Here is a 20,817-nt window from a genome sequence, read left to right on the forward strand (position 1 = left end):
GTGGATGGAGTCAGTTTCTCTCTAGTCAATACAGTCGAAAGTGGCGTATTCACTTGGCCAAAAAGACAGAAGATGTCGGTCCAACCGTTAGATACCTAGGCCGCTATTTTAAGCGGCCGCCAATAGCAGCTTCTCGCCTACGTCATTACCAGGGTGGTGATGTTCACTTTGTCTATAAAGATCATAGAGATAATTGCTATAAGACATTGGTTCTTAGTCAGATAGAGATGATCGATCGGTTAGTCTCACATATCCCTGCAGAAAAGAATTTTAGAGCAATTAGGTATTACGGTTTTCTGTCAAACAGAAAACGGGGAGAAGCCTTACCGTTAGTTTATGATCTACTGGATCAGGAAGAGCCGGTAGAGCCAAAACCATTGAATTACGCGCAAATGATGCATCACTTGGTACGCATAGATCCGTACAAATGTATTCTATGTGGTGGTCGCATGTGTTTTGTGAAGATGGAAATAGGGCTGAAAGGGCATGAGTTAGTTGCTTTGAGAAAAGCAACGATACGAGAAAAACGACGACTTCGTTACGGTCTTTAGGGATGATCTGCCTGAAATATGGCAAAACGCAAAAAACAGTATAGAAAACACTCAAAAGTAACCTGTTTTAGTCGGCTAAGTCATAGAATGGTGACTATTGATTGATTTTTAAGTGTTATTGTCAGAGTGGTTAGAAATTGAAATTCCTAACCATAAATATAGAGAAAATTATGATGTGGGTTTGAGTATATTCAATCTTATTTTAGACAATCAAAATCAATCTTTATTCCTGTATAGCCTCATGACGAGCTGTGCGAGGAATACCAAGCTTTCGCGTAGCGATATCATCACCAACCCTTCCAACGCGTGATATAGCCTCTTATTTCACTATATTTACCCCATACTCTTTTCCTTCGTCCTGCTAAGCGCTCTTTTTGTTGTGGTTGATATAAGTAAATAGGGTCATTGTCGTATGACAAAAGGAAGGAATCAGAAGGACTCAAGAGTAAAGCGTTTACAAGGGTAGTATTGTTCGTTGAACAATAAGCGTAAAAGAGTTTGGGCCCGTTGGATTTCAAAGATGCTTATAGAATGCAATAGAGTATCGTTGGGGAAGGTCTTATCGGTTGTAGGATGCTGATTGAAATCCAATGGGAGGTACTTCTTGGGCGCAGCCCTTTTTCTTACCAATAAGAGTTCATTTGAACTCTTTCTTAATAATATTAAGTATTAATACCCACCTATCTTTATAAATAAAGACATAAAACCGCTGGCACTTCTAATAGTCACTGCTGATCCTCACTTCAGACTATCGTTTCTTTATTATACCAACACAGTTATCCACAACCTGCACCGTTTACCCTTAAAAAAGGGTCTCCAATGAAGACAACCATCTCTTCTCGACACTTTGTATTGCTTAGTTTGCTCATTATTTAACCCTTACTTTTCTTTAGGTACGACAAAAGCCGCAGTTAAGCGGCCAATCTCATTTTTCAGAGGGTTAATGCTCGGTCAGGTAGTTCCCACCCAAGATATCAGGTTCAATCACCTTGCCTTGAGGATAACGATCTCGTTCTTTACCCGTTACGCGGTCACGTTTGGTCACTTTGGCGAGTTGACGCTTCGTCCATGTGTACGAATAACTGTATGGTGCATAGACCCACCAGATGTTAGACAATCTCTTCGCTACACGGTTTTTTACCGCCTGCAGTTTAGATTTCACCACACCTTCGTCGTGTTCTAACCCAAAGATCCCCATGAACTTAGCTGTGATGGTTTTATACGCGGCCTTAGAATAAATACGTGGCGCGTCCTCTTCTTTGATCTGGCCGTTATCATCAAGCGCAGGTGGTACTTCTTCGTCATAGACAAAAACCGCATCGACCATCAAATAGTCAGCCATCTTCAATAAGTGAATAGTGTGGTAATAACGTTTTAGACTGATGCTCTCACCCCAATACTGCTCATAACGCGCCATAAACCAGGCATGAGTAATGGTTTCCATCTCTTCACTTTTCGCAAAGCCTATCTGATAGTTCTCAACGTCCATCTTCGACATTAAGACGGTCATTACCTTTACGCAATTCATGCGCTGACGCTTTTGCAAACCACCGACGCGGGTTTGGCAATGAAGTAGGTCATGAAGCTGATTCTCATACGCATGGGGGTTGTCGATGAATTTCGCAAACGCCAACAGCGTACGTCGAGTGCAGTACGGGAACTGCGCCTTGCGCAGCTCGTTCTTGCTGCTGCCTAATTCATTGATACGCTGTGCTATCGCTTTTTGCTCAATGGAGACCGTCTTAGTGGACATAGTATGCCTCCACTTTAAAATCTTCATCAAAGCGGCGAGTCAGATAAAAATCTGGCGTCAAATAGCCTTTAGTCTGAATACGATGAATATGCTCTTTTACTGCGGCTCTCTGCGCTCGGCAACCGTAACGCTGACAAAGCTCACGATAAATATCTTCAAAATCGTGCCCCTCAAAGCCGTCCAGCAGCACTTTCAAAATGTTCGCCATAACCTGACGCACACGCTGTTGATACATTGCTGACGCATTAGCATAAGCGAGATTGGGAAAACGAGCAGGCTCAGTAACCAATCGTTGCACTTCTACTTTCAGTGAAGGAGCATGGGCAACACGGCAACGAACAACGCGAACTGGCGTAAAACGCAGTTCATCCGGATATAAGTTATAAGCAGACATTGGACAATCCCTCGCATCCCAAATCCCCACAATCCTTTTGTGGTGGGTTGATTGGATGGTCAGATTGTCTTTGCGCCCAACAAGGGCAATAGAGTAAATACGTCATGTTTTGATTCTCAATCTATGGGGTCGTTTGGTTACCACGCCAAACGATTTAATGGACTCACTCTATATTAGGATCTCAAAAGGATCAAGACCCCTAATAATTTTGGGTTATTTCAGGCACAAAAAAAGCCACCCGATTGAGGAGGTGGCTTGTTTCGCAAAGGCTATATAGTCGGATTGGTAGTCCAACACCATTTGTAAGTATAAGATTTACTTAAAAATACACTACATAATCCTTATGTAGCTGGCTCATGTAGAGCACTTTCTAGTAACTCTTTACCTGCCTTTTATTATAGATGATCACCTCTTCAATACAAGAGGGGAGGGGTAAAAAAGGCCTATATCTGGGCTTCCTTTAACATAAGAAACATTATGCGAACATACAGCTATTTTGCAGTATTTTATCCTGCTATTAATAAAAATCCCACCATCCTCTGCTTTAGAAAACAATGGCTTACTTTCTCTCTTAAAGCGCAAAACTGAATCTATTTGTGTCTATTTTAACCCAACGTCTAAATGATTGTCATTCCATTTTCCGATCAAAAACTATGAGATCCATTTCAATAAAGATCACCCAAAACAGAATATTATAAAATACTCATTACGACCATTTTCAGACAAGTTGATTTTAATGCTTTGTTTTTAATTCATTTTAAAGGTAGATCGCTTTATGTTTCTTATGTTAAATAGCGAATTTTTTGGGTAATTATTCTGTTTCACTCTCGATATCTTCTCCCATGATAGGGATAGAACGACTTTGCGCATACCTGAATCGAGTAATCGAAATAACCGATGGAAAACATTCTGAGTTATCTAAAAAAGTAGAAACACCGGCTTGAAAATATTTTTAGCCATATTTCCATTTGTGAGCCACATCACGCTCTATAGGACAGCTTGGTTCATTTTTAATCGATTTCCTCGATTAATCAGAGGTGGTTTTAGTGAATTATTCACAATAAATGAGCTGAAAGTTTTTTTACTGAATTTCATTTTTTGTGATGCATATCAACTTTTGGTTTGTCGCTAACGCTTCTCTCTATCGATTTTCCCGATTGAACGCTGGGATTATTTTCTAATATTTCATCGTTTTTCAATCAGAAAATCCCGTTCTTTAACAACTTGAGCCATTTCAGTGAGGCACTTTTTTCACACATCGACCTCACTGCAGTTATCTTGCCGTGTTCTATACATCCGTGATGGACATATAGAAGGAGGGCTCTGGGTCATGCCAGAGGAGATCGACGATAAAGGACTATTGCTTTGGCATAAACGCTTTATTAGGTGCGTTTCTATTATGAGTGGGAATGAACCAGTACGCCTGGGGCTAAATGCTTGGCTGGCGAACCCCTTTATTTTGGCCGTGAGGGTTCAACGTATGTGAACGGCTATTTTTCAAGGAATGAACACAAATCAATCACGCTTGTTTTGTTAAGAAGGAGACACCCTATGATAAATCGCGCCTGTTTTAAAAAGGTCGATAAAGCCATCGCTTTATCTCAATACCCTCAAGCCGCCCATCAAGCCCGGCTTGAACGGTTCCTGCTCCACCTGATATCACCACCAACACGACTGACCCCCAACACTCGATATTTCAGTGAAAACGGGGAAGTGAAAAGCGAGCCGGCAGAAGCCGTCCCATGGCGATATGAATACCAGAGGAAAACCTCGTTTTTACCTCAAAACGCAAACGTTATCGCTCATTTTATGAAGCGTTAACAACCCAGAGTGTTCACACCTGTTTTTTTAAGAAAAACCAACTGTGAGCATTCTGCTCATTGTCATAGTCGCCCTAAAACAAAGTTTACACTTAAAACTCTTTGACCCAGAGAGCGTACAAATAACTATGACAATTATAACCGTTACGTTGTAACACGCATTTGAAATATGAAAAGGATATATCCATGTCAACATTAGCGCTAGCGCCTTCATTTTCCCTGACCCCGACTCAAAAAAAATGGGGCATTATGGCCCTCTTTGTTCTTTTTGCCGCCGCTCTTTTCTTCATGCCGGATTCAGCATGGGCAGCAGGAGAAGACCTATTTAAAACAGGAAAAGAACAAATCAAATCATCAGCAGGCACGAGCTCTACCCTCTGGTTTGCTATGACTGTAACGGGTCTTGCTGTTTCTGCAGTGACCGGCTTTATTACTAAAAACTGGTTCGCGGCTATCGGTGGTTTCTTTGCCGGTATGATTTTCTTAAACGTGGCCGCCGGTGTTATTGGACTAAGTTAATGAATGAAAACCGAACTTTTTACAAAATCCCACATTACCTCGACCAAGGTCGATTGTTTATGGGGATGCCGTTAAGTGAGGTTTTACCAGCAATAACTGTCTTTGGCATATTCATGCTGGCGCGATATATGATGACAGGCCTGGTAATAGGCTCTGTCATCTTTTTTATCTTGCGCACCCTAAGACAAGGTAAAGGGGATAACTTTATCCCCCTTATGGTGTACTGGTACTCCCCACCGACGGCAAATAAATACGGTGTATTTAAACGCACCCCGTCATCGGATAAACGCTATTGGCTCAACTAGGAGATAGCAATGCGCGCCAATAACCGAAAAGACGCCTTGCAACTGGCCCAATCTTTAAACCAACTACTCTTAGTTGGTTTTTTTGTGCTCCTCGTTTCAACCGTCTTAATCAGTGCGGGCATGACTTACATGGCTCTTAATCAGCCCCGTACTTTAGTTCCGCCCACCATTGTTCAAGAAGCCGTAACGCCTGAGAACGTAGGCCGTAATTACCAACAATTACTCAATTATGTCAGTAGTGCCAACTACCACATTATGCAGCCTAAGCTCTTGGTAGAAGCAAACGAGATCAAGGAGCAAAAAATATCATCAGTGTTTTTTGTTTATAGCATTGAAGTGTCCACCACTGACTACTCGGTAAGAGTCAGTGGGTTACTCAAAAAGTATGTGGGAGCCAGACCCCTTGATCCCGAAGAGGTGACCTATCTGGTTAAATTCTCTTATCCATCCGGCATTATCGAACTCGATGCCCTCTCTCGTGTGAGCAACAAAAAGTAACACCACACTTCTGTTTACCCAAAAGGAATGAGATTATGTCAAAGTACCCTGCTGTACTTGGGCTCTGTGCGCTTATCTTTGCGCCAACAGTCCTTGCCACCGCCCCAAACACGGTTCTTTTTTCTGATAACGAAACCGTCTCAGTGAACTTATCTAGCCTCGATATTAACCGCCTGGTGGTGAAAGATGACAAAATCACCAGTGTTACGTGTCCAACCGGCTTTTGTACTATGCCCGCCAATCCTGTTGACGAGTCAGGCACGGGAGCCCCCGTTGATCCCCAAGGAGCGGGTCTTATCTCATTGAATGTCCTTGAGCCCTTTACACTCTACATCACCACAGAGAAGGGCCGAAGTTTTGGGGTGTTTGTCCGCCCCCTTGCTGTACCGGCCATTACCACCGTGTTTTTATCTACCGAGCGAGATACTCAAAAAGCCCAAGAGTTTGAAAAGCAGAGCCCTTATACCCAAACTCTCGCCGCCCTTATCTCGCACATGATAAAAGAAACCATCCCAGAGGGATTTGCTTTTCAACGACTTACGGTCAAAAAACCCATTGAGCAAGCCAAGCTTCTCCTTACGCCTATCGCGTCTTACCAGGGAGAGCACTTAACCGGTATTAGCGTCAAAATCAGTAATAAAACGGCGCAGTATATCCAAGTTGAGCCCACGTCGTTTTACAAGGCAGGCGTCAAAGCGGTTTCCTTCTCCTCAATGTCCATTCCCCCTCATGGGAGTATTTATATGTATCAAATACAAGGGAGATAATGTGTGGATATTAAAGCCCTATTTTCTCGCAAAGAGAGTGACAGCTTAGATGAACAGCCCACCGCTCTTGAAGGAGATAACACATCCAACTACAAAAAGAATCTGGTCGTTGCCGCCACCGTCTCTGCTATGTTTGCCATCTGCTACTTAGCCTTTAAATTGATCACCGCCCCCCCTCAAGTTGAGATTGAGCCAGAGCCGGATTATGAGCCAGTCATTACCTCTGATTTTACCCAAAAAGACTCGCTCTCGGCTCTGCAAGCACAACAACAGACCATTGAGAAAATGCAAACCACCATCAATGGCTTAGTTCGCCAACGCGACTCCCTTTCAGAACAAATTAAATCGGGAATGGAGCAGCTTGATACTCGCTTTACTAAAGCCTTTGAGGAAGCTCAGCGTAATTGGCTCAATGATATGGATGCGCTGCAAGAGAGGATGAACAATCAACCGCCCCCGATTGTTCCTGATATGAATGAGTTCCCAAGTGGTCATTCGGATAACCCTAACGGTCGAGTCAATCCCGACCCTTTCGGCACGCTATCAGATCAAGAGCCGTATTACCCCAAACCGTACCCTCGTGAGTACGATAAACCAGACCTTAAAGATATCCCCGTCTCCAAAAGACAAGGCATTCAGACGTTCTCTTATTCCTGGCCGAGAGCGGGGAGCCAAACGGTCTATCGCCGAAGCAGTGAGAACTATGTTCCAACAGGGAGTTTTGTGACCGCGGTTCTTATTGGCGCGGCAGATGCCAATGCTGGCGTTAACGCCCAAGGAGATACGGCTCCTATTTTGTTTCGGGCTATCCACAATGGGATTTTACCCAACGGTAAGCGCTCGCACTTAAAAGGCTGCTTCTTTACCGCGTCGGTTTACGGGGAAATCTCCTCCAATCGCGGTATCGCAAGGCTACAAAATATGAGCTGCATTTTTGAAAAACAAAAAGGCAAGGAGGAAATCATAGACATTCCAGTGCAAGGCACCGCCTTTAACTTTGGTCGCAACGGAATGCGCGGAACCCCTGTGATGCGTAACGGCAAAATCATGCAAATGGCCGGCCAACTGATGAGTAACTACATCAACCCAATGGGTACGATGCCCTTACCTATCAGCGCCCCAAAGCCGCAGGTGAATAATCCGCTTATGCAGCAACTGCCCGCAGATTTGCAGCAAAAAGCCGTAGACTACAACCAAATCCAGCAATCACCTTACTAATATGGAGTGAACCATGAAAATTCTCCTTCCTATTGCTACCGTTCTTCTCCTCTCAGGTTGTGCTGCAGGGATGAACGAAGATTTCTCATGCAGCGGCATTGACGGTATATCCGGTTGTGTCAGCATGACGGACTTAAATTCCATGGTTGATGATGGGCAATTTAACACCGACAGCCAAGGCAATCTTATCGCCAACAAGACCGCGCCAACAACGGCGGTGGCAAACGCACAGTCCATTACGGCCATCAATCCACCGCCGATGTCAGGGCAACCTTTTCGTGCCCAAGAAGATGTCAGACAAATAACGATATTCCCTTTTATTGATGAAATGGGAAATTATCACGACACCGCCGTTATCTACACCATTGTCAGCCCGACCTCATGGCGTACTCGACCAATCATGCCACCAAGTCTGCCCACTCACCCATAAAATTAACCCACCCTAGTGTGGGTTTTCTTTTGGAGTTTCACTATGTCTTCTGTTATTGCTCGCGGGGGGCTTAACACCCTCTATAAACGAGCTCACCCTGTTGCCTCTCATATGCATCAAGAATTACCGTACCGATACTATGATGATGAATCCGGGTTATTTGAAAATCAGTCCACCTTGGGGTTTGGTAAGAAGCTCAACGTCCTTGGGGGGGCGAATGATGAACTGGTCGCCGCTCTGAACGAGCTTGTCATGCGACTTCCTGAAGGGAAAAACTGGGATTTTCAGTTTGTGTTAACGGGCGATAATCAAGTTGGCCACATCATTGATTCAAACTATGAACAAGCCTCCGTTCGAGGGGGGATTGTTGAAAAAATCGCTCAAAACCAAGCCATTTATGCCCACTATGCGGCCCGTAATGGATATAACACCAAGCTTGGTCCCTCATATCGCTTTGACTTAAAGAACTATAACGCCTCTTTTTTCTGCACCTCAAAAGCCGATAGAGAAACGGTAAGCGATTTAAAGACAACGCTCGATTATGCCTTCGTACAAACGGGCATTGACCATCAACCGATTGAACCTCATGATTTGATTGATAATGTCAGCCAAGCGCTCAACTTCAATAGCGCTCGAAATACCCCCAAGAGACCCCATTATAATGAAGATGAGTTACTTCATTCTCAAATGCTTGAGCTTGATAGTGAGTTTCTTATCCATAAAAAGTACATTGAAAGTCGCTGCAGCTTTGCTCACCAAGACGAGGTGGCCCACACCCGAGTCATCAACTTTACTCTGCGCCGCCTTCCTAGTGAGTTTCGTCTTTACTCTTTCTCAAACTGCCTGGCCTCACTGAGAAATGCGGCCAACGCCCTTCGCTGCCCATTTCGAATAAGTTGTAACTTTCAGATAGAGCCAACCGGCAAGGAGAAGGTGAAAAATGAGGGAAAAATTCGAAATTTAAGTAAGTGGGCTCACTCGCCGATGGCTATTTTCATTCCAACGGCCAAAAAAGAGCTGCAGGAGCGAGAAGAGTTACAAGATGCGTTCTTACGTGAAGAGTGCAAGATTGCCTCGATGGTCTTTACTATTACGCTCTTTAGTAATAAAGAGAACATGAAAGCAGATATGGCCTCTGCCCGAGGCGTCTTTTCCGAAGCTGGGCTGCCTATCGTTGAAGCCGATATGATACAGGGGCAAACGCTGCTGGCGTCCTTGCCCTTTAACATGATTGACTTTTACGATGATTGTCGAAAAGCCGGCCGTGTTCGTCAAATCAAAACCTCCAATCTGGTTAACTTCTTCCCGATTGTCGCTGAATATAAACGCATCATGGGAGGCATGTTACTTCCGACTATGCGCCACCAAATCAGCTACTTTGACCCCTTTAATATGAGTACCGATAACTACAATATGGCGATAACTGGGGTATCGGGCTCTGGAAAATCGTTTATTACTCAAAATATCGCCCGCTCGGTCTTTGAGCGTGGGGGGAAAGTGTGGATTTTGGATAAAGGGGACTCATATAAGAAATTTACTCAAACCATGAGCGGGGTTTACATGACCGCCGGTAGCGTCTTCTTAAACCCGTTTACTCATATTGCGACGGTAGAGCAGAAAGCGGGCATCTCTTTTAGTGAAGCAAGCAATCTCAAACCCAGTGAAGGCCATGACGATGATGATGTTCACCCGTTAGCCTCCATATTGGGTGACATCACTGGACTTATCGCGTCGATGGCCGCGCCTAACACTGACCTAAACGATACCCTAGATAGTGCGCTCAGTGACGCTATTTTAAGAGCTTGGGACAGGCACAAACAAAATACCTTAATCGATCATGTGCAAGAGGCACTGTTTGAGTTAGCCAAAGAGCGTGATGATGATCGCCGTATCAGTGATTTGGGCCATCAGTTAAACAAGTATTGCACGGATGGAATTTATGGCGATATCTTTAACAAGCCCTCTCAACTTGACCCTGATGTACACCTTACCACCATTGAGTTAGAAGGATTTACTGATAACGTACTTCGTCCGGTTATCTTCGCTCTCATGGTTTCCATTAACCAAGCGATGTATCTTGCCGGCGAGCGGCGTATCCCTAAAGTCTGCATTATTGAATAGGCCTGGAAGTTAATGTCCGGCAGTAACCGTCAATCTAGGGAGTTTATCGACCAAGGCTACCGTACTGCCCGAAAATTTGGTGGAAGTTTTGCCACCGTGACCCAGGGGATCACCGATTTCTTCAAATCGGATGAATCTCAAGCCGCCTACAACAACTCAGACATCAAAATCATTCTGCGCCAGAGTACCGATTTTGATAAGTACATCAAAGAAAACCCGACGGCCTTTGATGCCGCTCATGTTCAGCTTATCAAGAAGTTTCCAGAAGCAAAACGAGCCGGATTCAGTTGTGCCATGATACAGGCCGGCTCTACCATTACCTTTCATCGGCTTTTTGTTGACCCTTGGTCTGTTGCCCTTTACTCAACGGATCCTCAACACTATGAGTATTGTGAGCAATTAACTCTGACAGGGATGCCCCTGCTTGAAGCCATTGATAAAACAGCCTGGCACTTTTCCCCTGAAGAAATGACCCAATTTAAAGCGATCAAATCTCACTATGAAAAGGAGAAAAACAAGCATGTTTCTTCGTAATGTCGTCCCAGTTCTACTGGCTGTATTTATCAGCGTTCCAACCACACTTATCATTCATCGTCTTGTCTCACCGCCGCCCCTTATGCTGAGTTTAGACCTTAAAAAGATGGTGCAAGATTACTCTAAACATCTTGCGAGCCAATCGCTTTCTGAGGCTGAAGTGACTTCAAAAATCACCGCGTTTACCCAGGCGGTAGATAGGACTCTGGCTCGATACAGCCGAGAGAACAATGCGGTGATATTCACCCAAGGGGCGGTAATTTCTGGCGCCATGAATATAGACAACGCAATCAAGCGAGCTGTTAAACAGCAACTTGACGAACAAAACAAAGGATCCTTTTAATGACCGTTCTAGCTAACCACTACAACACTCACCGCTACAAAGTAGAGAGCGTTATTGACCTTGCCAAACTCTCAAAAGCGTTTAATGTCAGTTTGGTCTATATCGAGTTGAATGACCGTTTTGATGACATCTACTTCGCGCTTGGTGAGCTGTTATTGACCCTTGTCTGCCCTGAAGTGATTAATGCTATTCCCAAAGAGCACCGATACAATGAGGTCAGCTACGCCATCAGCTCAAGCCGTATACTCAATCAAGATGTACAAGAGCTAAAAAGACACCTGCAAAAACCCATTAGGGAGTGAATATGAGATATGGCCTACGGCCGCTATCCCTACTTCTGCTTTGCTCTCTTACGTTCTCTCCTGCCTATGCTAAAAATCTTGGGACCATTGCCCAGACGTTCCCCATTGCAGAAATTGACATGCTCGATTGGATAATGGCGCGCCTGCGCCATTTTGAAGCAACGGGCGAGCTTGAAAAAATGCAGGATGAATTTACTGAGAGAGTCAAACAATCGGCGATACGGCCAACCCCTGTTGAGGGACTTACCACAACAAGCACCCCGACAACGTACTCTATCGACCCAACACTCACTCTTGCAGAAGACATCAAAGATGCCAATGGCAAAGTGCTCTTTCACAAGGGCCTTAAAATCAATCCGTTTGATTCAAGTACCTGGCCCAACGCAAAAGGCTTACCGCCTTTATATCTCTCTAAGATATTAGTGTTTCTCGATGGTGATGATATGCGCCAGCTTCGCTTTGCTAAAGCCCTGCAGCAACAAGAGCAAGCTAAAGCACATCCGTTAAAATTTAAGTGGATATTAGTTAAGGGAGAGCCGGCAAAGGTTCAACACTTTCTCAAAGAGAAAGTCTATTTTGACCAACTCGGTAACATTACCAAACGCTTTGATATCAAACACATATCCACCACAGCAAAACAAGCGGGCACTCGTTGGGAAGTGAAGGAGTTTGATGTCAGCCAGGAAGACGACACCCCAATTGACGCCATGGTCAATGCCCCCTCTCTGCAGTTTATTAACAACAAACCCATTGAAGAGATAGAGCGTCATTAAATTTAATCCAACCCAGAAAAAGGAGTTTTTTATGAACAAACGTTACCCAACTATCGCCCTTCTTGCCTTATCCAGTGCCATCCTCATTGGTTGTGGCGGCGGAGGTGGCGGTGGTGACAGTCAACCTAAACCAGGATCAAAACCGCCTCATAATGTTATCCCCTCTGTTGTGAAAATTCCGGATGAAACGCTAGACCATCAAGGTGAAATGCAAATTCTTGATTCCAAATTTACCCGTAAAAGTGGGTATCAAGTACAGAGTAGCGGAATTTTTCAGTACAATGTTCCTGATGAAACCATTGACGGTGTAACCTATCAGCGTATCGGGGTGACGCTACCTAGTGGTCATAACATTCAGATTTCCCGAAATCTTGATATCACACCGCGCCTTCCTGAATTAATCCCAGGAGATAGCATTCAGTTCTATGGTGAATTTGTGTGGGATCATGATGGCGGTACGATTTATTGGACGTATAAAGACCCAAGCAAGAAACATCCTGATGGATGGCTGAAAATTAATGGTGTCAAAGTGCAAGCCGGCTAACAGCCTGCACTCAATCTAGATTTGGTGACACTGCTTTATCTGAGCAGTAAAGACATTGACTTAAGATGGCATGATTGCCATCTTCTTTTTTCGGAGAGCTTGTCGTGGGGCTAATAATTGTTATTGCTTGCGCTGTTTTCACTACCGTATTCATTGTTTTTTGGAAATCTCAGGAAAATGAGCAAGGCGAGATAACAAACGCCCCGCCTTCTCAAAAAAAGAGCCCTTCCAATCAGTCAGGCGCTGAATTTGAGCAAGAGCTGCATGACTTTGTGGCTAATATCTTACCTTCATCGGGGGCGGTGTTTGATTCTCTTATCATCGAAGATGAGCGAGGAACCACCCAAATTGATTTAATTTTGATTCTACCTTCGGCCTTTATCGTGGTTGAGGCCAAACAAATGTCGGGGCTTATCGTCGGTGGTCAATATAATAAGCGCTGGATGCAGTTTCTTGCAGGGGGAAGAAGTCGCTTCTTTTTCCAAAACCCGTTTAGGCAGAACTACCGCCACATGAAAGCCCTTGAGTCTTTAACCGGTGTTCCTATTGATACGATGGGCTCCGCCGTTGTATTTGGGGGACGCTGCACGTTAGGAGAAAAAATGCCTCAGCTTGTTTTTAAGGATAAAGAGTCATTTGGCCTCTATGTACAACAACTCTTGCCAAGTCCTACTTTATTTACCGAAGAGCAAATTGAATTTCTCTGCGGCAAAATAGCATTTGCCAAGCAAGCGGGGAGCCAAGCTCAAGCGCGACACATTCAGTCTCTGACTCATTAGTTATCAGCGAATAAGGATATTAACATTATGCTCATTCGAACGTTTATTTTCATGGTCTGTGTACTTTTTTCGCTCACATCAAGCGCGAATATATGGCCGTTTAGCCATGAGGCTGACGATGCTTTAATGAAAACCTGTCCCAACTGTGGTGAAGTGGCAAAAGAGGTTGAATCACTCCAGGCTATCACTTGCCCTGCCACTCAGTTTCCTAATGGTGTAATGGACATCGTACAGAGCCCACGGTTTTTCCCAACCCTTTTACTTCTTAGAAATACCGATATGGGCGCTTATGATGCCGCGCTTGATAAGATAAAAAAGAATATTGGCTGCTCAGCTTACCAAAACACCCTAGAGAGGGTGAAATCATTTTGGGACGAGCTCTCTGATGCTATCCCGAGCATTTCAATTAAGTAACCCACTTTATCTGTCACTTCTAAGTCATGCTGACGCGCTGCGCTTGTCAGGCAACCTGTCAAGAGCAAGAACACTCGCTCGCTCGTTAACCTTACTCTTACCATGTCGCCTTACCTGTTAAGGCGGTTTCTTTTTGTATCATAAGGATATTTTATGAAAACGTTTAAAATACTCGCAACAATCCTTGTAACCAAGAGCATGGGGGTTGCTTAGAAAAGGCAAAGTGATGTCCTACTGAGAAACACTAACTGGCTCACTATTTACCTTCTCCTGAGCTCGATTTTTTTAAATTAGGTTAGTGAGCCTATGCGAATGTTCTGATTTAAAAAAATGAGCCGGCTGCTCTTATTCTATTAAGGTCAATGATGAAAATTCGAACTCTACTTTACGTGCTTATTAGCACGTTTTTTGTCTCTAGTGCTTTTGCGCAACCCAACCTAATAACGATATCTCCAAGGCAAATTACATCCGTTTATGATGGCGATACGTTCAGGGCTTACTTACCAGGCATTACCCCTCAAGATAAGCAATCAACCCGTATTCGCATTCGTCACATAGATACGCCAGAGATTAAAGGCCAATGCGTCTATGAAAAAGACCTTGCTGCAAAAGCAAGGGGATATGGGATGGAACTTCTTACTGGCTCTCGTTCTATTACGCTCAGTCAGTTAGGTCGTGACCGATACGGACGCCTACTTGCTACGGTTACACTCAATGGCAATATTTCTTATGCAAACAAAATGCTATCAGCAGGGCTTGCTCGTCCCTATGAAGGGGGGCGGCGTAACTCTTGGTGTCATGCGAAGTAATGGAGATAACGATAATGGCGTTGTGGCAATGTTTGCATCCCCTCTGCCATATTCAGAAGTAACCAAGCTTGAATGTAACTTACTGTTTTACCATTAATTTAGGAATGATTTATGAATTGGTTAGAATCAGAATATTACCCTTATATAGCGGGAATAATAATGGCAGCATGTATTATTGGATTATTTATTGATGACGAAACACCAGCAATAACATCAGCTTATCAAGCCACCGTTGTATTGCCTTGTGAACATCAAGGTGGATGCTCGTTCACTGGAATGCTCGATAAAAATAAACAAACGTACACACTCACACAAAAAGACGGCTCAGCTGTCTCATTTACTCAATACCTAAGCATTTCGCCAAAATAGCTGCAAGAAACCATCCGTAACACGTTTTGTTGTTCGCACTTACTTGGAATATCGAACTATCTACAATGTTGAGGCGTTAATGAAATACAAAATCCCCTGGTTAATTGGCCTGAGCCTATTAACCCAGTCCTTTTACGCAAGTGCTACTGGCCCCGCCTGTCGGGGCCGTTTTATGAATCCCATTACCGATGTTTGTTGGGAGTGTCTTTTCCCTATCACTCTTGGCAGCGTACCACTCGTTCCATCTAGACACCCTGACACACATAACCCATCGCTTCCTATCTCATTTTGTCCCAAACCGCCCCCTCTTTTTATGCAAATTGGGCTGAATATTGGGTACTGGGAGCCTTATGCTATAACGGACGTAACCCGCGTTCCCTTTTGCATGGTCAACATGGGAATATCTACCGGCGGCGCAACATCCGCGTTAATTGGGGGGCAAAGCACCAATAAGGGACAAGGAAAAGGCAGTAACGGTGGGTTTTATCATGCTCATTGGTATAAATACCCGCTTATATACTGGTTGCAACTCCTCCAATCAGCAGCATGTATGGCGACGGATAACTTTGATGTCTCCTATCTTACTGAAATTGACCCGTTTTGGGATGATGACGAACTCTCTTTTATCTTAAATCCCGAAGCGATTTTATTTGGCAACCCTATTGCACAACTGGCTTGTGTGGCAGAGGCAGTTAAAACTTCAACCAGTTTCTTTTTACCCATTGACGCGCTATTTTGGTGCCTCGGCTCTCAAGGCTCAGCCTACCCTTTAACGGGTACAACCGATTATCGAGATACACCGATGCAATCGGCGGTACTGATGGCTGAGCGATTAAACTATAAGTTACACCGACAAGGGATTGTTTGGGAGAGTTTAGGGGTGGATGGCGCTGTTTGTGTTCAGCACCCAATGCCAATTTTGCCTAAATCACGTTATCGCTATCAACTCTCCAATGTTATCCCTGACCCTTTTAACTGCTATCCCTATGGAACAACAACCGCTATTTGGGAATCAGGTCATGATAACCCTGTCACGGGTGATAACTTTGGCTTTGTTCAATGGCGAAAACGCAACTGCGTTTTCTTATAAAGGCAGAGAGCAACCCAGGAGATAATCGCATTAGCGCAGTTCATCGCACGATATGAGGCGGCAAGACTCAACGGCAAAGCAACTCATTGAGAAAAGAGAGAATAAAAAAAGACCGCCAATAATGGCGGTCAAATGTGTAACAGTTAATCTAATAATGAAAACCATTGGTCAATAGCCTCTATTGACCATATTCAACAGGGTGTGTCGGAAGACACCACTCACTTTTACCATAAACGATACCATCTGCCTATTATTTATTCCAATACCGTAAATAAGGCGCAAAAAAAACCATCTTTCAGGTTAACAAAAAAGATGGTCATAAGAGTAATAAATAAAACTCGTTATTATTTCAGTGTGAGTATCCACCTTGCCACAGGTCAAAAAAGGGATATAGCGTCACATCCATATGACGGACAAGGTGGATAACCGCTTTATAGCAGGAATTTCATACGCTGCAAACATAATTTATCCAATTTTAATACACTACAAGCAAAAAAAAAGACCGCCAAGAGGGAATCTGGCGGTCGAGGCTTAAACAAAGAAAATAAAGTAAATCATGTGGCTAAAGCCAAACATTCATTATTACTCGTGAGGTAGCTAGTAATAATTGTGTGACAAACACGCGTTCATTTAACACCCATTTCGAGTAAAAATACATACCCTAACAACATATTTATCCATTTTATTTTTAAGGTCTCTTATGCTGGATTCAAATAACGTCTCACCAGAGGTCGAACTCGACGATATTCAGAGTCGATACCCAACCCAAAAGTACAACAAAGCAGATTATCCACGCCTGGTACAAAACCGCCGTCATTTAGAATTTCTGCAAGAACTTCGAGCGCTTGGACTCACCTACGAGGAATATATTGAATATGAAGCCCGCAAAATTAGCCCTAATCCTGCTGTGTAGTGTTGGCCTGCCCGTCCAAGCCTGGACAGAGCAAGAGACCCACGAGCTCCAACGACAGAAAGAAGCGCAAGCCGCTTCTTTTTTTACACCAGATACCAACACGCTCAATATTGAGAGCCTATTAAAAGCCAAGCAATACAAGAAAATGGCCCAAGCACTTAATGACGAGGCCAACAATCGCATTATCTCAACCCAAAACCCTAATGCCGCGCCCCCTTCTGTTCTTATTTTTGCCTCCCTTAACATGCCGAGTGCTTCTCTCAAGCAACTGCTATATCAAGCAAACCAGTATCGCTTGCCTGTGGTCATCCGAGGCGTACTGCCTGGGGGATTTACCCAAACAGTGAATATGGTTCAAGGCCTTGTCGCGCCAAATCATGCAAAGAAACCACTAGGCGGTGTGTCCATCAATCCTATTTGGTTTAAACAATTTAATATTAAGCAGGTTTCGGCATTTGTGGTGATGAAAGAAGGCGCTTGCCAGGGCAAGCCGCCCTGTGACCCCGATAACTATGACGTGGTGTATGGCAACGTGTCCGTGTTTGATGCGCTCACTACTCTAGGTCAGAGGGGGCAATATGCTGACATTGCCAATAGGGTGATAGCTCAATGAAAAACCTATTTATTTTTACTCTGTTAACGTGTAGCTCTTGGGTGTATGCCAATGCTATTGGTCAAAATTATTATAATGAGGTAGGTAATGCTAAGACGATGCTCAATAACAAGCTCGCCTCTCCTTCTTTACGAGGCTTTACAGGGGATGATTACTGCAAGGATGAAAGCTGTCGCCAACAGATGCACAATCCGACTCAAGGTCAATATTTTGGTCATGAGACAGAGCTAGAGTCTAATGCAAAGCAACGTCTTGCTAACGACCCTTATGCCGCTAATATCGCGGGCTCTATGGACTCGCGCCCTAATGCAAAATACAAGGTTAACCCGAATGATCCCGCTTTTTCCAGCGCTAAGGACTATATGGATCATAGTTATGAAATCAGCCATGGTATTTCCAATAAATATGTCGATTGTGAAGGCGGAAACATATGTAAATTCGAACAGTCTGCCAAACAGTGCCAAATCCCAACCGGCAATCAACCGAGTTGCTATAGTGAGGCTTACCTCAAGAACGTCTCTTTAGTTAAGGACCAACACCTTATCCCTGTTCGAGGCGAATTTGGTCGCCTCTCTTTGCCAAAGTCAATGATGGTCTCTCAAATTGATTTACCGGCGCTTCGACAAGTTCCTCAAACGATGCCTATAGGTTGCGAGGAAGCAACGAGCCCAAGAGATCTCGCCGTGTTTATAAACGGCCAGCAAGTTTCGTCTGTCCGCGGTTCTTTAGATTTATCAGGCTACTGGGGTGGCTGCAGGATAAGTCTTGCAACCCCTGCCACTTCTATTCTTTTTAATCCGCCTCGCCAGCTCTCTAGTCTTCTCATTGATTATTCCAGCGCGCATAATTTCAACATGGTAGGACACGGCAATATCGTCGTTCATACCAACAAGGAAAAAATAGAAATGGGATGGAGAGATAACTGCCCAGCTTTTACCCGCGAATGTCGCGCGGTAAAAGAGACCTGCATGGAAGGGGCGGGCACTCGAAAGATTAATGGTATTGATGTCCATATGTCCTGTTGGAAGAAACAAAGAACGTATCAATGCCAGTATGAAGACACCTGTAGACCTATCCATCAGGATAAGGCGTCATTTGGTGACTGTAAGGAAACCAAACGCACCTGCAAATCATCACTCCTTGGTCAGTGCATGGCTTTTGATATTGCCCTTGATTGCTCAAAACGTACCTGTAAGCAGAGAAACCTGACCTGTGGTGATCGCTTCTTTTGCTTAGATGGTCATTGTTATGATGAAAAGATGGAGCAGAATCAAGGCTTTTCAAAAAGTGCTTCCGCACTGGCAGCGATTGGTGATGCGGGTAAAGCCCTTAATGTGGACAGTATGAAGATATTTACCGGTAAAGGGGTATCTTGCAGTAAAAAGCCGATTGGCTTTTCAGACTGCTGTGCAGATAAGGGCTGGGGACAAGGCATTGGCCTTGCCAAGTGTTCAGAAGAAGAAAAGGGGTTAGCCAAAGCAAAAGAGAAAGGACTGACAATTGATTTGGGTACGTATTGCGCAGAGAAAGTTCTTGGGGCCTGTATTCGGAAGAAGAAAGGCTATTGCCAATTTGATTCTAAAATGGCGCGCATTGTTCAAGAGCAAGGCCGCTCTCGTTTAGGGCTTAACTTTGGCAGCGCTAAGCACCCAGACTGCAGCGGAATTTCGCCTGAGCAACTACAGAAAATCGATTTTTCACAGATAGATTTCAGTGAGTTTTATCAAGACTTAGAGCAGAACATGAAACTCCCTAACCCCGCCTCAATACAAGAGCGGATTACCGATAAATACAAAGACCTAGGGAAAAAATAGTCATGATAAGAACGACTTTACTTATTCCTCTTTTACTTATCAGCACAAACCTTCATGCTGATAATACAGCGCAAGGGTGGCGTTGGTATAACGAACCCCGCCCTGCGGTGATAAAACCCAAACCCATAACACCCAAGAGACCCACCGCGACCGTCACGACAACACCGCCACCAAGAACCCTGTCGGCCACTGAGCAAATGAATTGGTTTCATGGTTACTTTAATGAAATCAAAAACAAAGCAGTGATAGACCCAAGTCTTGCTAATGTTCTTGATATCATGAGGCTTAATCATTACATAGATGGGAAGACAACCGATTTTGGTATGACCTGGAAGCAAGCCCTGGTTACTGATCCAAGTCTTTCTTATCGACTCAAGCACCCGACTGAATCACTGGCTCGTCAGACTCAAAATGCTCAAGTAAACGCAATAAAAGCCAATGCGGTGAGAACGCTTGCTCATGATGGATATGGTCTCTTTTTTGTCTATAAAGGTGATGAACCACTGAATAAGCAATTGGCACCGAGTATTCAGGCTTTTGCTGATGAATACGGCATTGAACTACTTGGGGTCAGCCTTGATGGAAAGAAACTTCCCAGTATTCGCCATAATCGCTTAAACAAGGGAAAACTCAAAGTTGAGGCTGAGCCTGCTCTGCTGTTGGTGAACCCAAATACCAATACCATTAAACCGCTTGCTTATGGCTTTATTTCACAAGAAGAGCTGTTGGGTCGCTTTTTAAATGCAGCGACAAACTTTGCACCGGATTTTTAATAGGGATAGATAATGAAAAAATCAACGAGCACGTTATGCTCTTTATTAAGAAAACACCTTGCACAATGGCCGTCAGGTGCGCGATGTGCCTGTCAAAATGAGCGTGGTGATATCCTATTTTGGCGTGCCCCACCGGAGACTGTCCGCGGTGTGATAGAAAAGCCAAACCCGTACCAATACAATCAGTTACAAAGGCACTCACTCTGTCTTATTGATACCCTTTTTGATGAGGATGACAGAGTGTTTCTTGCCTGTGATCGCCCGTTAAGCGTGGTGACTATTGAGGATTTTGTTGGAGTGTAAGTAATTAAAATCTCATGCTACCTAACTACCATCCTGTCCGACTTCACACGTTTAGCTAATTAAGCCTC

The 20,817-nt window shown here is 44.2% G+C and carries 25 protein-coding genes; 23 read left to right on the forward strand and 2 right to left on the reverse strand.

Annotated features, from left to right (window positions below; translation table 11 throughout):
• On the forward strand, window positions 1–551 hold a 551-nt coding region (locus CTN07_RS19920; protein WP_211315306.1), incomplete at its 5' end, for an IS91 family transposase.
• A gap of 940 nt (window positions 552–1,491) precedes the next feature.
• Here the strand turns inward: CTN07_RS19920 and CTN07_RS19925 are convergent.
• Window positions 1,492–2,079 carry a hypothetical protein gene (locus tag CTN07_RS19925; RefSeq protein WP_232282482.1) on the reverse strand — a complete coding sequence of 196 codons (588 nt, stop codon included), beginning with the start codon at window positions 2,077–2,079 and terminating at the stop codon, window positions 1,492–1,494.
• Between the two features lie 214 nt (window positions 2,080–2,293).
• Entirely contained in the window at window positions 2,294–2,698 is a 405-nt protein-coding gene (locus CTN07_RS19930) for a hypothetical protein (RefSeq protein ID WP_036766095.1), read from the reverse strand.
• A gap of 1,551 nt (window positions 2,699–4,249) precedes the next feature.
• Here CTN07_RS19930 and CTN07_RS19935 point away from each other — a divergent pair.
• From CTN07_RS19935 to CTN07_RS20035, 22 genes are all read left to right on the forward strand, one after another.
• A complete protein-coding gene (locus tag CTN07_RS19935) occupies window positions 4,250–4,519 on the forward strand; it encodes a hypothetical protein (RefSeq protein ID WP_036766094.1) in 270 nt (89 codons plus the stop codon).
• A 185-nt stretch (window positions 4,520–4,704) separates the two neighbouring features.
• On the forward strand, window positions 4,705–5,037 hold the full coding sequence (locus tag CTN07_RS19940; RefSeq protein ID WP_050787845.1) for a hypothetical protein: 333 nt from the start codon (window positions 4,705–4,707) through the stop codon (window positions 5,035–5,037).
• A complete protein-coding gene (gene traL / locus CTN07_RS19945) occupies window positions 5,037–5,342 on the forward strand; it encodes a type IV conjugative transfer system protein TraL (protein WP_036766093.1) in 306 nt (101 codons plus the stop codon). The genes CTN07_RS19940 and traL overlap by 1 nt, the downstream gene beginning before the upstream one ends.
• Before the next feature lie 9 nt (window positions 5,343–5,351).
• A complete protein-coding gene (locus tag CTN07_RS19950; RefSeq protein ID WP_036766092.1) occupies window positions 5,352–5,840 on the forward strand; it encodes a TraE/TraK family type IV conjugative transfer system protein in 489 nt (162 codons plus the stop codon).
• A gap of 35 nt (window positions 5,841–5,875) precedes the next feature.
• Window positions 5,876–6,607: a type-F conjugative transfer system secretin TraK gene (traK, locus tag CTN07_RS19955; protein WP_005306493.1), complete on the forward strand. Its 732-nt coding sequence runs from the start codon at window positions 5,876–5,878 to the stop codon at window positions 6,605–6,607.
• A 3-nt stretch (window positions 6,608–6,610) separates the two neighbouring features.
• Window positions 6,611–7,825: a TraB/TrbI/VirB10 family type IV secretion system protein gene (locus CTN07_RS19960; protein WP_005306490.1), complete on the forward strand. Its 1,215-nt coding sequence runs from the start codon at window positions 6,611–6,613 to the stop codon at window positions 7,823–7,825.
• Window positions 7,826–7,838: 13 nt separating this feature from the next.
• Window positions 7,839–8,255, forward strand: coding sequence for a type IV conjugative transfer system lipoprotein TraV (gene traV, locus CTN07_RS19965; protein WP_036766091.1), 417 nt, complete (start codon window positions 7,839–7,841; stop codon window positions 8,253–8,255).
• Between the two features lie 42 nt (window positions 8,256–8,297).
• Window positions 8,298–10,376 carry a type IV secretion system protein TraC gene (gene traC, locus CTN07_RS19970; protein ID WP_005306487.1) on the forward strand — a complete coding sequence of 693 codons (2,079 nt, stop codon included), beginning with the start codon at window positions 8,298–8,300 and terminating at the stop codon, window positions 10,374–10,376.
• Between the two features lie 12 nt (window positions 10,377–10,388).
• Window positions 10,389–10,910 (forward strand): TraG/VirB4 family ATPase, encoded by a 522-nt coding sequence (locus CTN07_RS23130; protein WP_080551793.1) that lies wholly within the window; start codon window positions 10,389–10,391, stop codon window positions 10,908–10,910.
• Entirely contained in the window at window positions 10,897–11,253 is a 357-nt protein-coding gene (locus CTN07_RS19975) for a TrbI F-type domain-containing protein (protein ID WP_036766090.1), read from the forward strand. Before CTN07_RS23130 ends, CTN07_RS19975 begins: the two co-directional genes overlap by 14 nt.
• On the forward strand, window positions 11,253–11,555 hold the full coding sequence (locus tag CTN07_RS19980) for a hypothetical protein (RefSeq protein ID WP_036766089.1): 303 nt from the start codon (window positions 11,253–11,255) through the stop codon (window positions 11,553–11,555). Before CTN07_RS19975 ends, CTN07_RS19980 begins: the two co-directional genes overlap by 1 nt.
• Before the next feature lie 2 nt (window positions 11,556–11,557).
• A complete protein-coding gene (gene traW, locus CTN07_RS19985; RefSeq protein WP_005306485.1) occupies window positions 11,558–12,328 on the forward strand; it encodes a type-F conjugative transfer system protein TraW in 771 nt (256 codons plus the stop codon).
• A 31-nt stretch (window positions 12,329–12,359) separates the two neighbouring features.
• Window positions 12,360–12,872: a DUF3465 domain-containing protein gene (locus CTN07_RS19990; RefSeq protein WP_050787844.1), complete on the forward strand. Its 513-nt coding sequence runs from the start codon at window positions 12,360–12,362 to the stop codon at window positions 12,870–12,872.
• Between the two features lie 74 nt (window positions 12,873–12,946).
• Window positions 12,947–13,651 (forward strand): nuclease-related domain-containing protein, encoded by a 705-nt coding sequence (locus CTN07_RS19995; RefSeq protein WP_080551791.1) that lies wholly within the window; start codon window positions 12,947–12,949, stop codon window positions 13,649–13,651.
• A 126-nt stretch (window positions 13,652–13,777) separates the two neighbouring features.
• The gene (locus tag CTN07_RS20000) at window positions 13,778–14,065 is read left to right on the forward strand and encodes a hypothetical protein (protein WP_146752080.1); all 288 of its coding nucleotides are present in this window, start codon (window positions 13,778–13,780) and stop codon (window positions 14,063–14,065) included.
• Between the two features lie 365 nt (window positions 14,066–14,430).
• Window positions 14,431–14,874: a thermonuclease family protein gene (locus CTN07_RS20005; protein WP_170107347.1), complete on the forward strand. Its 444-nt coding sequence runs from the start codon at window positions 14,431–14,433 to the stop codon at window positions 14,872–14,874.
• Between the two features lie 111 nt (window positions 14,875–14,985).
• Complete coding sequence (locus tag CTN07_RS20010; protein ID WP_036766181.1) at window positions 14,986–15,243, forward strand: hypothetical protein; 258 nt, start codon at window positions 14,986–14,988, stop codon at window positions 15,241–15,243.
• A 79-nt stretch (window positions 15,244–15,322) separates the two neighbouring features.
• A complete protein-coding gene (gene traU / locus CTN07_RS20015) occupies window positions 15,323–16,333 on the forward strand; it encodes a conjugal transfer pilus assembly protein TraU (RefSeq protein WP_005306794.1) in 1,011 nt (336 codons plus the stop codon).
• An 875-nt stretch (window positions 16,334–17,208) separates the two neighbouring features.
• Window positions 17,209–17,859: a type-F conjugative transfer system pilin assembly protein TrbC gene (gene trbC / locus CTN07_RS20020; protein ID WP_005306791.1), complete on the forward strand. Its 651-nt coding sequence runs from the start codon at window positions 17,209–17,211 to the stop codon at window positions 17,857–17,859.
• Window positions 17,856–19,673, forward strand: a complete 1,818-nt coding sequence (gene traN / locus CTN07_RS20025) for a type-F conjugative transfer system mating-pair stabilization protein TraN (protein WP_005306788.1) — start codon at window positions 17,856–17,858, stop codon at window positions 19,671–19,673. Before trbC ends, traN begins: the two co-directional genes overlap by 4 nt.
• Window positions 19,674–19,675: 2 nt before the next feature.
• Window positions 19,676–20,446, forward strand: a complete 771-nt coding sequence (gene traF / locus CTN07_RS20030) for a type-F conjugative transfer system pilin assembly protein TraF (protein WP_005306785.1) — start codon at window positions 19,676–19,678, stop codon at window positions 20,444–20,446.
• Between the two features lie 12 nt (window positions 20,447–20,458).
• Window positions 20,459–20,749 (forward strand): hypothetical protein, encoded by a 291-nt coding sequence (locus CTN07_RS20035; protein WP_036766180.1) that lies wholly within the window; start codon window positions 20,459–20,461, stop codon window positions 20,747–20,749.
• The last annotated feature ends 68 nt before the right edge of the window (window positions 20,750–20,817 follow it).

It is taken from the genome of Photobacterium damselae (assembly GCF_003026815.1).
Taxonomy (GTDB): domain Bacteria; phylum Pseudomonadota; class Gammaproteobacteria; order Enterobacterales; family Vibrionaceae; genus Photobacterium; species Photobacterium damselae.